Source organism: Enterovibrio paralichthyis, from assembly GCF_019209835.1.
Classification (GTDB): Bacteria; Pseudomonadota; Gammaproteobacteria; order Enterobacterales; family Vibrionaceae; genus Enterovibrio; species Enterovibrio paralichthyis.
Map to the genome: position 1 here is coordinate 133491 of NZ_JAHUTS010000010.1, position 13668 is coordinate 147158.

The 13668-nt window shown below is 52.3% G+C and carries 12 protein-coding genes; 1 reads left to right on the forward strand and 11 read right to left on the reverse strand.

Going from position 1 to position 13668, the window contains the following annotated elements:
- Positions 1–2: 2 nt before the first annotated feature.
- Together rnr and nsrR are read right to left on the reverse strand one after the other, a co-directional pair.
- Complete coding sequence (gene rnr, locus KU854_RS13760) at positions 3–2504, reverse strand: ribonuclease R (protein ID WP_218359068.1); 2502 nt, start codon at positions 2502–2504, stop codon at positions 3–5.
- Positions 2505–2617: 113 nt separating this feature from the next.
- Positions 2618–3052, reverse strand: coding sequence for a nitric oxide-sensing transcriptional repressor NsrR (nsrR, locus tag KU854_RS13765; RefSeq protein ID WP_054779567.1), 435 nt, complete (start codon positions 3050–3052; stop codon positions 2618–2620).
- A 201-nt stretch (positions 3053–3253) separates the two neighbouring features.
- Here nsrR and hmpA point away from each other — a divergent pair, with 201 nt between their 5' ends.
- Positions 3254–4429: an NO-inducible flavohemoprotein gene (hmpA, locus tag KU854_RS13770; protein WP_218359069.1), complete on the forward strand. Its 1176-nt coding sequence runs from the start codon at positions 3254–3256 to the stop codon at positions 4427–4429.
- A 59-nt stretch (positions 4430–4488) separates the two neighbouring features.
- On the opposite strand, the gene motX is transcribed toward hmpA, so the two are convergent.
- The 9 genes from motX to mutL all read right to left on the reverse strand — a co-directional run bounded on the left by motX (position 4489) and on the right by mutL (position 13667).
- Positions 4489–5109, reverse strand: a complete 621-nt coding sequence (gene motX, locus KU854_RS13775; protein ID WP_054779525.1) for a flagellar protein MotX — start codon at positions 5107–5109, stop codon at positions 4489–4491.
- Between the two features lie 183 nt (positions 5110–5292).
- Positions 5293–6609 (reverse strand): adenylosuccinate synthase, encoded by a 1317-nt coding sequence (locus tag KU854_RS13780; protein ID WP_054779524.1) that lies wholly within the window; start codon positions 6607–6609, stop codon positions 5293–5295.
- 122 nt (positions 6610–6731) lie between these two features.
- Positions 6732–6926, reverse strand: coding sequence for a DUF2065 domain-containing protein (locus KU854_RS13785; protein WP_218359070.1), 195 nt, complete (start codon positions 6924–6926; stop codon positions 6732–6734).
- 78 nt (positions 6927–7004) lie between these two features.
- A complete protein-coding gene (gene hflC / locus KU854_RS13790) occupies positions 7005–7892 on the reverse strand; it encodes a protease modulator HflC (RefSeq protein WP_054779523.1) in 888 nt (295 codons plus the stop codon).
- 2 nt (positions 7893–7894) lie between these two features.
- On the reverse strand, positions 7895–9064 hold the full coding sequence (gene hflK / locus KU854_RS13795) for an FtsH protease activity modulator HflK (RefSeq protein WP_218359071.1): 1170 nt from the start codon (positions 9062–9064) through the stop codon (positions 7895–7897).
- 53 nt (positions 9065–9117) lie between these two features.
- Entirely contained in the window at positions 9118–10407 is a 1290-nt protein-coding gene (gene hflX, locus KU854_RS13800) for a ribosome rescue GTPase HflX (RefSeq protein WP_218359072.1), read from the reverse strand.
- 25 nt (positions 10408–10432) lie between these two features.
- Complete coding sequence (gene hfq / locus KU854_RS13805; protein ID WP_218359073.1) at positions 10433–10702, reverse strand: RNA chaperone Hfq; 270 nt, start codon at positions 10700–10702, stop codon at positions 10433–10435.
- Between the two features lie 96 nt (positions 10703–10798).
- Positions 10799–11725 (reverse strand): tRNA (adenosine(37)-N6)-dimethylallyltransferase MiaA, encoded by a 927-nt coding sequence (gene miaA / locus KU854_RS13810; RefSeq protein ID WP_218359074.1) that lies wholly within the window; start codon positions 11723–11725, stop codon positions 10799–10801.
- Positions 11718–13667: a DNA mismatch repair endonuclease MutL gene (gene mutL, locus KU854_RS13815; RefSeq protein WP_218359075.1), complete on the reverse strand. Its 1950-nt coding sequence runs from the start codon at positions 13665–13667 to the stop codon at positions 11718–11720. The genes miaA and mutL overlap by 8 nt, the downstream gene beginning before the upstream one ends.
- Position 13668 lies beyond the last annotated feature (1 nt).

Consider the following 13668-nt stretch of genomic DNA (forward strand, 5'->3'; position numbering starts at 1 on the left):
GGTTACTTCTTATACTTGCCTGCTTTAACGGGTTTGCCTTTCTGCGCCTTTTTCTTGCGCGCCTTTTCCGCCTTGGTTTTCTTACGGGCCGGGTTTTCCCCCTTGCCCTTGCCTTTACCGCCACGCTTGCCGTCTGGGGCTTTGTCGCCTTCCGCTTTCGGAATCGCGCCACGCTTCAGTTGCTGGCGCACCGACGTGCGCTCCTGGCGTGCTTCCGGGTTCTTACCCGACTCTGCACGGCCTTTCTTGGCTTTGTTGCGCGCGGTTTTACCTGCACCACGGGCTGTGCGGGTGGTCCCTTCCAGCGCGAAATCGATCATCCTTTCATCAAGGTTGACGGATAATACTTTGACCGTGACCTGATCGCCAAGTCGGAAAATGCGGCCGGAGGTTTCACCCACCAGCTTTTGTCCGACCATATCGTAGTTGTAGTAGTCGTTATCCAGGTTTGAAATGTGCACCAGACCGTCGATGTGAAGCTCGTTCAAACGCACGAAGAAACCAAAGCCAGTGACGTTGGCGATGGTACCTTCCATCACTTCGCCCACGTGATCCTGCATGTACTCACATTTCAGCCAGTCAGACACATCACGGGTCGCATCGTCAGCGCGGCGTTCGGTCATCGAACACTGCTCGCCCATCACATCCATGTCATCAGTGGAGTAATGGTAACCGCCAGTCGGCGTCCAGCGATCTGTGTTGCGGCCTTCTTGCTTGGCAATCAGGTATTTGATTGCGCGGTGCAGCAGCAAATCCGGGTAACGACGGATTGGTGAAGTAAAGTGCGCATATTGCTTCAGTGCCAGACCAAAGTGACCGGAGTTGTCTGCCTGATACACCGCCTGCTTCATTGAGCGCAGCAGCATGGTCTGGATCAGCTCCTGATCCGGACGGCCATTGATGGCGTGCGCCAGTTTGGCGTAATCGGTCGGTGAAGGTTCAAGACCACCATCCAGAGCCAAGCCCAGTTCCTTCAAGAAGTCTTTAAAGCCGGTCAGACGCTCTTCACCCGGCGCTTCGTGCACACGGTATAGCGCCGGCTCTTTGGCTTTTTCAACAAAGCGCGCGGAAGCGATGTTGGCCAGGATCATACATTCTTCGATGATCTTGTGGGCGTCGTTGCGCTCAACCGGCACGATGCGCTCAATTTTGCGCATGGCGTTGAAAATGAATTTGGTTTCCACGGTTTCAAACTCAATCGCACCGCGTTGTTCGCGCGCAGCTTTCAGCGCTTTGTACATGCGGTTGAGTTCTTCAATGTGCGGCACCAATGGCGCATAGCGCTCACGCAGCTCTTCGTCGCCTTCCAGCATCGCCGCGACCTTGGTATAGGTCAGACGTGCATGGGAGTTCATCACCGCTTCATAGTGTTTAAAGCCAGACAGATTGCCGCTTTCGGAGATGGTCATCTCACACACCATGCAGAGGCGATCAACCTGAGGGTTCAAGGAACACAGGCCGTTAGAAAGCACTTCCGGCAGCATTGGGATCACCTGCGATGGGAAGTAGACCGAGTTACCGCGGTTGACGGCTTCTTTGTCGAGCGCAGAGTCCGGACGCACGTAATAGCTCACGTCGGCAATCGCGACCCAAAGGCGCCAGCCGCCGGATTTCTTCTTCTCACAGAATACGGCGTCATCAAAGTCGCGCGCATCTTCACCGTCGATAGTCACCAGCGGCAGCTCGCGAAGGTCAACGCGGCCTTCTTTGGCTTCTTCCGGCACCTGCTCGGTGAATTTTTTAATCTGTTTTTCGACCTCTTTCGGCCAGACGTGTGGAATATCATGAGTGCGCAGGGCAATTTCGATTTCCATGCCTGGTGCCATGTTTTCGCCCAGCACTTCAACCACGCGGCCTACCGGATTGTATTGGCGGGTTGGGCGCTGGAAAATTTCCACTACCACGACGTTACCCATGCGCGCGCCTTTGCGCTCATCCTGCGGAATGACAATGTCCTGACCCAGGCGCGAGTCGTCCGGCACCACAAAGCCCTGACCGTTTTCCACAAAGTAACGGCCAACGATCTGGCCTTTGCGCTCTTCCAGCACACGCACAACACGTGCTTCTTTGCGGCCACGTTTATCGGTACCGGCAGGTTGCGCCAGAATAAAATCACCGTGCATCACCTGTTTCATCTGATGATGTGGCAGCAGCCAGTCTTCACGGTTGCCCTTCCCTTCTGGGCGCAAGAAACCAAAGCCATCGCGGTGACCAATCACGGTCCCTTTGACCAAGTCCAGACGCTCAGGCAGGGCATAACATTGACGGCGGGTAAAAATCAGTTGGCCGTCGCGCTCCATCGCACGCAGGCGGCGGCGCAGGCCTTCGTATTCTTCGTCGCTGCGAAGACCTAGCACTTCAAAAAGCTGGTCGCGGTTTACCGGTGTGGTAAAGCCTTTAATCACTTCAAGAAGATGCTCGCGGCTCGGCACAGGGTTGTCGTATTTTTCTGCTTCACGCCCCAGGTATGGGTCGTTGCTGTGTAGGTTTTTGTCTTGAGACATAAAAGATTCCCGTTAGCGACATGTGTTAATCAGTATATCGCTTTAAATAAAAGAAATTGGGTGCCCGTTGGAATTGCCGGAAAAAACTGGCAAGCCGTCTCAAATGCTGAGAATTAAAGCGGGCGAACTGGGATTAGAAGGTGAGCCAGGTCATCGTTACCTGACACCATGTCGTGAAGTGTGTGTTTATCCATCTCTGCTAAAAATGCCTCCATTGCCTGTGCAATGGCGGATTTCAGGCGGCAGGCTGACGTGATATGGCAGTTTTGCGGCGCGCAGTTGACCACTTGCAATGGCTCAAGCGCACGGATCACCTCACCAATCACAATCGTTTCTGCTGGCTTGCCGAGTCGAATCCCCCCGTTCTTCCCTCGCACGGCTTGAACAAAGCCGGCCTGACTCATACGGTGGATAATTTTCACCATATGGTTTCGGGATACCCCATATTTCTCCGTGACCACGGTAATACTGGTCAACTCTCCGGGAGGCAGCATAGCCAGATACATAAGCGCCCTGAGGCCATAGTCTGTAAAGCTGGTTAATTGCACGTTTTCAAATCTCCTCCGCGGCATTGTACTCTTATCGGCAATAAATAGCGCGTACTCTCTGATTTTCTTTTCCTTTCCCCCAAGCCGTCCTATCAGACCCCGTGGGAAATTTTTTTGTTGCGATAAAGATTCATTTCAGATACAACTTTAAAGATGCATTTTAAATGAAATTTTAAATACAACAAAAAAAGGCAGCCCACTATGCTCAACCCAACCACTATAGAAATTGTAAAATCCACCGCGCCACTTATCGCTGAAACAGGGACTAAACTTACCGCCCATTTCTACGATCGCATGTTCAGCCACCACCCTGAGCTGAAAGATATCTTCAACATGAGCAACCAGTTCACCGGTGCCCAGCGCGAAGCCCTGTTCAATGCGGTCTACGGTTACGCCGCCAATATCGACAACCTGCCAGCCTTGCTGCCTGTGGTGGAGAAAATCGCCCAGAAGCACACCAGCTTCAACATCACCCCAGAGATGTACGCCATTGTCGGTGAAAACCTGCTGGCGACCATTGATGAGCTGCTTTCTCCCGGTCAGGCGGTGTTGGATGCCTGGGCGGAGGCCTATGGCGTGCTGGCAGACGTATTTATCACACGCGAAGAAGAAATCTATCAGCAGAGCGAAACAGCCCAAGGCGGTTGGCGAGGCACCCGCACCTTCAAGCTGGTAAGTAAAACGCCGGAAAGCGCGGTGATCACCAGCTTTGTCTTCGAGCCGGTGGATGGTCAGCCAGTCGCCGGATTCCTGCCGGGGCAATACATCGGTATTTACCTGCAGCCTGAAGGGTTCGCCAACCGCGAAATCCGCCAGTACAGTCTGTCGGCGGCACCTAACGGAAGGAGCTACCGCATCTCGGTCAAACGCGACGAAAAGGGAACAGTTTCCAATTATCTGCACGACCACCTGAATGTAGGCGACACCGTTGAACTGGCGCCACCAAGCGGCGATTTCTTCTTCCAGTCAGATTCAGACACGCCTGTTGCCCTGATTTCTGGCGGAGTGGGCCTCACCCCCATGCTGGCAATGCTGGAGTCGCTGAGCGGTCAGCATGGTGCACATATTCACTGGCTGCACGCCGCTGAAAATGCAGAGACACTGGCCTTTTCCGATCATGTGAGCCAGTTGGTTGCGACGCACCCAAATGCTACCCAAACAGTGTGGCTGCGTGAACGTTCCGAGAGCGACAATGCGCATCATGAGGGTTTGATGGACATCACCAAGGTAGCGGAACTGACGGACAACGCCGAACGTGAATTCTATCTCTGTGGCCCGGTGGCGTTTATGCAGTATGTCGCCAGGCAACTGCTTGAAGCCGGCGTGGATAAAAACCGTATCAAGTACGAATGTTTTGGCCCGCACAAGATCATCTAACGCCTCAATCATCGAATACAAAAATGCCCGCTTGTGCGGGCATTTTTATGAAATTCGGTTTACCAATAAGTGTCACGCTTTTTGGCTCTCGCAATCACATTCCTTGGCATTTTGTCTTCAAGGGCGCGGCGAAGAGAGGCGATACGATTATGGGTCGATTGATCAGCAGTGATGGTGTGGTAAAGCCAGCGGTAGGCATCTTCATAATCCAACGGACTACCATAGTCGGCCACCAGCAATTCTGCCAACTGCAGCCTTGCCCGGGTGTTGCCCAGTGACGCAGCCTCACGCAGATACGGAATGGCACGTTCTTTATCCTGCTGCACCAAAGTGCCCACAGAATAGTAACGCCCTAGCTGTTCCAGTGCTGCCGGCAAGCCTTGCTGCGCGGCTAACTGCATGTAGAAAACGCCCTGCTCAACATCACGCTCAACGCACACGCCCCATGCCAGCATGTCGCCATACAGGAACTGGTATGAGGGAGACTCCACCCGGATTGCTCGCGCTTCAATATCTTGCAGCAACTGGCAGTCATCAGCTTTGACTTTTTTCAGGTGGGTATTGGTTTCAAACAGTCTGAGCAGCTGCGAATCGTCATATACAGGCAACGCCGGTCCCACTTCCGCTTTCGCGAAGGAACTGGCTAGCATCATGGATATAAACAAGGTTCGCAGTTTCATGCATTCCCACTAAGCAAGGTGTTATTGATGACGGTATGTCTTGCCTAACTTTTATCGGCAAGGATTTGCCGAACTTTACCTTTTTTACGGCGAATTTTTTCCACGCCGTGCTACCAACAGTATAGGCAGCGATGGGCAAAAAAAAACCAGCCCGGAGGCTGGTCTTTTTTCATCGAAAACCGATTAAGACGCGAAAGGATGAACCTTGATGATGGTCTCGTTACGATCTGGGCCAGTAGAGATGATGTCTACAGGCACGCCAGTCAGCTCTTCGATACGCGCGATGTAATCCAGTGCTGCTTGTGGCAGTTCTTCGATTGATTTCGCACCGAAGGTTTTTTCAGACCAGCCAGGAACGGTTTCGTAGATTGGCGTGATGTTTTCGTACTCATCAGCCGCCATTGGAGAAACAGTCAGAACAGTACCGTCAGCTTTCTGGTAACCGGTACAGATCTTGATCTCTTCCAGACCATCCAGTACGTCCATTTTGGTCAGACAGAAACCAGAGATAGAGTTGATCTGGATTGCGCGGCGCATTGCCACTGCATCGAACCAACCAGTACGGCGCAGACGACCGGTAGTCGCACCAAACTCGTGGCCAACCGTACCCAGGTGTTTACCCACTGGATCTTGTTTCTCTTGACCGTCGTACAGCTCAGTCGGGAAAGGACCTGAACCTACGCGGGTGCAGTATGCTTTCGCAATGCCCAGGATGTAACCCAGGTGACGAGGACCAAAACCAGAACCTGCTGCTACACCACCTGCAGTAGTGTTAGAAGAAGTTACGTACGGGTAAGTGCCGTGGTCGATGTCCAGCAACGTGCCTTGTGCACCTTCGAACATGATCTTGTCGCCACGCTTACGCGCTTCGTCCAGCTCTTGGGTTACGTCGATAACCATGCTGGTCAGGATGTCCGCTTGCTCCATTACGGTAGCCAGCGTCTCTTCGTAGCTAACTGGTTCAGCTTTGTAGAAATGCTCCAACTGGAAGTTGTGCAGTTCCATCACTTCTTTCAGCTTCTCGGCAAACGCTTCTTTATCAAACAGGTCGCCAACGCGCAGACCGCGACGTGCAACTTTGTCTTCGTACGCAGGACCGATACCACGACCGGTAGTACCGATTGCTTTCGCGCCACGTGCTTTCTCACGCGCCATGTCCAGCGCTACGTGATAAGGAAGAATCAGCGGACAAGCTTCTGACAGGAAAAGACGCTCACGTACAGGAATACCGCGTGCTTCCAGACCGCCCATCTCTTTCATCAGTGCGTCTGGAGACAGAACTACACCGTTGCCGATGATGCATTTTACGTTGTTGCGAAGAATGCCAGAAGGAATCAAGTGAAGAACGGTTTTCTCACCGTCAATGACAAGAGTATGACCTGCGTTGTGGCCGCCTTGGTAGCGAACGACGTACTGAGCGTCTTCAGTCAACAGATCAACGATTTTACCCTTACCTTCGTCACCCCATTGGGTGCCGAGAACGACTACGTTATTACTCATCTTTTCCAGTCAGTTGATGATTAAAACGGGATTCTAGCACCATCAAAAAAAGGATGCAGTCATTTTTTAACCGTCGTCCTGTTTATGGTCATCTGGGTGTCACAGTTTTTTGCTGATTCGATTTACTTGGACGGCCACATCATATATGCGATAACCGCACCAGCGACGACCAGACATCCCCCGATACGGCGAAGGTTGGCATCCGATAACTGACTCATTTCCCGCACCATTTCACGCCATTTGTTGGGCAGTAACATCGGCCCTAGACCTTCAAAAACCAGCACCAAACCAATCGCCAGCCACAATTCCTTACCCATGATTTCTCTCATCTATTCGGGGTAAAAAAAAGACAAGGCGCGATGCCTTGTCTTTCATTTTTAACAATAGCAATGTGCTTAATTGACGTTGCTGTTTGGCTCTTTCATGTACTGGAAGAACTCGCTGTTTGGATCCACAACCAGGATATCACCCTTGTTGTTGAAGCTCTTCTCGTACGCTTGCAATGAGCGAAGGAATTTATAAAATTCTGGCTCTTTGTTGAACGAGTTCGCATAGATATTTGCAACTTGAGCATCAGCTTCACCGCGCGTTACACGGGCAGTTTTTTCTGCTTCAGCCAGCACGGTTGCCACTTCCAGTTCAGCCTGAGCGCGGATAACTTCCGCTTTCTCACGACCCTGCGAGCGGTGACGGCGAGCAACGGTTTCACGTTCAGCACGCATACGCTGGTAAATCGATTCGCTGATTTCATCCGGCAGGTTGATCTTCTTAATGCGAAGGTCAATCACTTCAATGCCGATGTCATTTGCACTTTCCTGGAGCTCAGTCAGTACATCAGCCATCACCTGCTCACGTTTCTCAGACACAATCTCTTTGATGGTCTTCGAACCGATCTCTGCACGCAGGCCATCCGCAACCTTACGTTGCAATAGCGCTTCCGCCGTCAAACGATTGCCACCACCTGTGGACAGGTAGTATTGACCGAAATCTTTGATCTTCCACTTCACGTAGGAGTCGATGATCACGTCTTTTTTCTCTGACGTTACAAAGCGGTCAGACTGATCGTCCATGGTCTGGATGCGGGCATCCAACAGTTGTACGCGGTCAAACAATGGCACTTTGAATTGCAGGCCTGGGCCATAGATTCTTGCCATGTCGTCATCAGTTTTCAGCACTCGGCCGAAACGGATCACAATACCGCGTTCGCCTTCTTTGACCACGAATACGGACATCAGGCCAACAACAATCGATACGATAATTAGAGGAATTAATAATTTACGCATAATTAATATCTCCCCTGACGCGTGGTCGACTGACGGGTGTTAGCGTTCGGTGCGACCGGCTGCGAGGAGCGCTCGAGCTCGATACCATAATCAGATGCATTGTCACCGCTTGAAGAACTATTGCGCTGTTGCGCTGGCGCCTGATTCATCAGTTTGTCCAGAGGCAGGTATAGCAGGTTGCTGCCACCTTCCTGAGAATCAATCAGCACTTTACTGGTGTTGCCATAGACATTTTCCATGGTTTCCAGATACAGGCGGTTACGCGTGACTTCCGGCGCAGCCTGGTATTCTGGCAGCAGTTTCTCGAACTGAGCCACGTCACCTTCTGCTTCGTTAACGGTTTTCTCTTTGTAACCCAGCGCTTCTTTCTTCAAACGCTCCGCTCGACCGGTTGCCTTAGGCAGGATGTCGTTGCGGTACGCTTCCGCTTCACGGATAAAACGCTCTTCATCCTCTCGCGCTGCGATAGCATCATCGAAAGCGTCTTTCACTTGCTCTGGCGGACGTGCGGTATCGAAGTTGACGTCAACCACCAGCAGACCCATGTCATAACGGTCTACGATGCGGTTAATTTCCACTTCTGTACGTTCACGGATTTGTTGACGGCCAGAGGTCAGGATTTCATCCATCTCAGCATCACCAACTACCGCACGCAGTGCAGAATCAGTCGCCTGACGCAGGCTGTCATCCGCATTGGTCACAGAGAAGAGGTATTTTTCAGGATCTGCTACGCGGTATTGCACGTCCATTTCAACGCGCACCACGTTTTCGTCTTTGGTCAGCATCTGGCCAGAGCCACGCAGTGAACGGATAGCTTGTACGTTAACCGGCTCTACTTCATCGATAAACGTTGGCTTCCAGTTCAGACCCGGCTGTACAATGCGGTCATATTCACCGAAACGCAGCACAACACCACGCTCCGCTTCACCGATAGTGTAGAAGCCTGAGATACCCCAAATCGCCAATCCCACAACGGCAATAATGCCTAAACCGGCAGCACCGCCTGCACCAAAAGACGGCCCTTTCTTACCGCCAAACAAGCCGCTCAGTTTGCGGCTCAGCTTGCCAAACACCTCATCAAGGTCTGGCGGTCCCTGGTCACGGCCACCGCGGTTCCCCCACGGGTCCTTATCCTGACCGCCGCCATTGTTTCCTGGCTCATTCCACGCCATTAGAGAACTCCATCAGTATGATATGACGATAGTTTTTATACTGTATCAGGCTGTTAGCTGACGATAAAGCCGCCAATCTCATTGCCTTCACGTTTTTTTAACCTCAGCCAATCTGCCTGAGGTAAGCGCACATCGATCAGTAAATGCCCGTCCTGATCGTATTCTTCATGTAAGACACAACGTAACTGGCAGAACTTACTATGCATTCTGCCAATCGAAGCAGGAGGAATACGCAAGCGATAGCTTACCATAGTCCCTGCCAGCCTTTCGGTCAGCGCCTCAAAAAGCAGATCTATGCCCTGATCTGCCAGTGCCGATACCCAAACGATTTGCGGTACACCCTCTTCGTCGCGCTCAATGCGCGGCGCGGCGTCTTCCATGTTGTCGATTTTATTCATCACCAACAGGGTAGGCACTTCGTGAGCATCGATTTCTTCCAGCACAACGTTCACCGCGTCGATATTGTCGCGGAATCGTTCATCACTGGCGTCAATCACGTGCAGCAACAGACTGGCTTCCTGCGTTTCCTGCAAGGTCGCTTTAAATGCAGCCACCAGATCGTGCGGCAAATGACGGATAAATCCGACGGTATCCGCCAGGATCGTATCGCCAACATCCGCAACCTCGATTTTACGCAAGGTCGGATCCAGTGTTGCAAACAGCTGATCAGCTGCATACACACCCGCTTCGGTAATACGGTTGAACAACGTCGACTTACCGGCGTTGGTGTACCCAACCAAAGATACAGTTGGCACTTCTGCTCGGCTACGGGCACGACGCCCCTGCTCACGCTGTTTCGCCACTTTCTCCAATCTACGCAAAATCGCTTTCACGCGATCACGCAACAAACGGCGGTCGGTTTCGAGCTGGGTTTCACCCGGACCACGCAGACCGATACCGCCTTTCTGGCGTTCAAGGTGCGTCCAGCCGCGAACCAGTCGGGTTGACAGGTGACGAAGCTGTGCCAATTCAACCTGCAGCTTACCTTCGTGAGTGCGGGCACGTTGGGCAAAGATATCCAGGATCAGGCCGGTACGATCAAGCACCCGGCATTTGAACAGACGTTCGAGGTTGCGTTCCTGCGCCGGAGACAGCGCATGGTTGAAGATAACGACGTCAGCCCCTGTCATGTGGACTGCATCTGCAATTTCTTGGGCTTTACCTTCACCAACGAAGTATTTGGAATGCGGGGATTGTCGGTTGGCCGTAATGGTCTGCAACCGAGTCACCCCCGCTGACGATACCAGCAGCTCACATTCGCTGAGATCATCCCACTCGCCTTCTTGGGTGAAGTTGATATGAACGATAATAGCCTGTTCACCGGCTTCATAACGGTCAAACAAGCGATCAACTCCTCACCAAGGATCGTTACTCCTCGGTTTTGTCTTGCTGGCGTTCGTTTGAAGAACGTTCAGGGTTGTTGTGGTGATGATTCACAGGGCGCGCTGGTACAACAGTAGAAATCGCGTGTTTGTAAACCATTTGATTCACAGTGTTTTTCAGCAGGATCACGAACTGGTCAAAAGATTCGATCTGGCCCTGAAGTTTAATACCGTTTACCAGATAGATAGAAACAGGTACACGTTCACGACGCAGTGCGTTCAGAAATGGGTCTTGTAGAGATTGCCCCTTAGCCATTTTTAATTTTCCTTATTGGTTTGTAGTTGTATTAGCAACAAAAACGTCAACAACGCTGCATACAACGCCAAAGAGTATACCTGTCTCTCAGTCAAATCAGGTTAAACACTTTGTGACGGTTTGTAACGATAGCCCAGCGTTGTCGCTATCAAGCCAAGTCAAATCATCCCAGCTGCGAAGCCAGGTGATCTGACGCTTGGCTAACTGACGGGTTGCGCAAACACCGCGATAAACTGCATCGTCAAGCGAACAGCTACCCGCCAAATAATCCCACATTTGTCGGTACCCCACGCAGCGGATCGACGGCACATCCGGGTTCAGATCGCCACGATCATACAGCGCACGTACCTCCTCCTCGAAACCAGCATCCATCATTTTCTGGAAACGCAGTTCAATTCGGTGATGCAGGTCTCCCCTTTCCTTAGGGGCTATAGCAAACTGGTGAACCTCATATGGCAACGGTTCACCCTTAGTTTCAGTTAACTCAGTGAGAGTTTTACCTGAAATACGAAAAACTTCCAGCGCTCTTGAGAGCCGCTGCGGATCATTTGGATGGATCCGTGCGCCGGCTACCGGATCGATACGGCACAATTCGTCGTGTAGCGCCTGCCAACCGTGCTCTTTTGCTTCCAGTTCAATTTTAGCGCGAATCACTGGATCCGCTGATGGTAAAGGTGACAGACCTTCCAATAATGCTTTGAAATAAAGCATGGTACCACCAACCAAAAGCGGAATTCTCCCTTTTGCGACAATCTCTTCCATTTCACGCAGGGCATCGGCCCGGAAATCGGCGGCAGAATATGCCTCGGAAGGATCGCGGATATCGATCAAACGGTGCGGCGCTTGTGCCAGCTCTTCTGCTGTGGGCTTAGCGGTACCAATATCCATATCCCGGTAGATCAGTGCACTGTCCACACTGATAATATCCACTGGAAATTGCTTACGAAGGGCAATCGCCAGATCGGTTTTTCCCGATGCAGTTGGCCCCATCAAAAAGATTGCCTTAGGCAATGGCTTAGTCATTGTTAAATGCTTCTACTGCCGCTGCCACGTCAACCGGACGCAACAACGTTGAATAATGATCTGCCAGCGCTTCCTGCCAGCAGTTTTCTAAATCCGAAATAAGTGTAACGGCCTGCGACAACCCATAGGCGTCTGTTTTTTGCATCACATGGTCGCTTAGCCATTCTGACAGCGCGTGGGCATCCAGCGCATCATGTTGCTCAGCCATAAATGCCATCAATGCCGGGACGATTTGCTGCAGGTTTTGGTGGCGAAGTGGCTGGCACACCGCCATCACCATCGCCTGTGTCGCCGACTTCTGGCGCAATACAATACCAAATTGCTGCAACAACGCCTCATGTCTGCCAATCAGCACAAGCTCGCTGGCAGAAACAGGCAGTGCCTGCGGAATTAACAGCGGCTGCGCTTTCAACCCTTCACCGTGTGCGGCCGCCTGAAACTGCCCTAACAGGGCAAGACGGGATGCCGCATCCAGATCCAGCAACGCTATGTCATCTGCGCGCTTAAGCAAGAGGTATTTGGCGGCGACAATTGCCAGCGCTTTCCCCAAACCTGTAGCAGCGTGGCCGACAGAAACCGGCGCACTGTTAACGGGGGTTTTGTTAAAGGGCACCGGCGCTTCGTTAACCTGCGAAGGTGGCGGGACGACGGGCGTTGTCATCAGTGCCTGATACACTTTTTGTTCACGCTGTGTCGGGGCACTGTCGCTGTCCGCCCGATAGCCTGAGCTGCCGCCTCCTGAATAACCACGAGACGATGACTGGCTGAAACCGGACGCTCGCGTATTGCCTGATGGCTGTGACCGCCATTCCGCATATTCAGCCTGCGAGCTATGGCCGCTTCCGGCTTTGGCTGGCCGCGTTTCACTCTCGGTTGCGCAGTCTTCAGTGACCATGTCAGGCTCTGTAACCACGTCGAATTCCGGTTGCGATGCCTGTTCAGCAGCCACTTGCATCAAGGCATCGGCTACCGCCTGATAAATAAAATCATGCACCAGCCGTGCCTGGTGAAAACGCACTTCGTGTTTGGCCGGATGGACATTGACATCGACCTGGTGTGGATCAATATCGATATACAGCACATAGGCTGCGAACTGATCGGGCCGCAAAGACGCCTCATAGCCCTGACGGATAGCATGGTTGATGAGCTTGTCTTTCATCATCCGCTGATTCACAAAGCAATGCTGGATATCATTTTGTGCGCGGGCACCTCCAGGGGTGCAAATCCAGCCCTGAAGTGTCAGCCCCTGATGTTCAAGGCTAACCGCCACAGCGGTTTTGACAAACTGGTGGCCACAAATCGCCGCGAGACGTTTCTCTTTCTGGGATTCATTCGATGCAGCGCGGTACTGACGCACAATGGTGCCGTTGTGGCGAAGGGTAATGGCAACATCAAACCGGCTGAGCGCAATGCGCTTTAGCAGCTCATCGATATGACCAAATTCGGTTTTATCAGTACGCAGAAATTTGCGACGGGCGGGCGTATTAAAGAATAAATCCACCACTTCTACCGTAGTACCTACCGGGTGTGCGGCCGGTTTTACCTGCACCGCCATATCACGCCCTTCTGCGTAGGCTGACCAGGCTTCAGACTGGGTCACGGTGCGCGAAGTCAGGGTCAGGCGGGAGACCGAGCTGATACTTGCCAGTGCCTCGCCGCGAAACCCCAGACTGACGATAGCTTCAAGATCGTCAAGACAGCTGATTTTTGACGTTGCATGACGGCTCAGTGCCAGTTCAAGCTCTTCTTTGGCAATCCCCGAGCCATTGTCGCGGATGCGGATAAGCTTGCTGCCACCTTTTTCAATATCGACATCAATGCGGGTTGCCCCCGCATCAATACTGTTTTCCACCAGCTCTTTGACTACCGATGCCGGCCGCTCAACCACTTCGCCCGCAGCTATCTGGTTGGCCAGTCGCGCAGGTAGAATCTGAATTGCCATG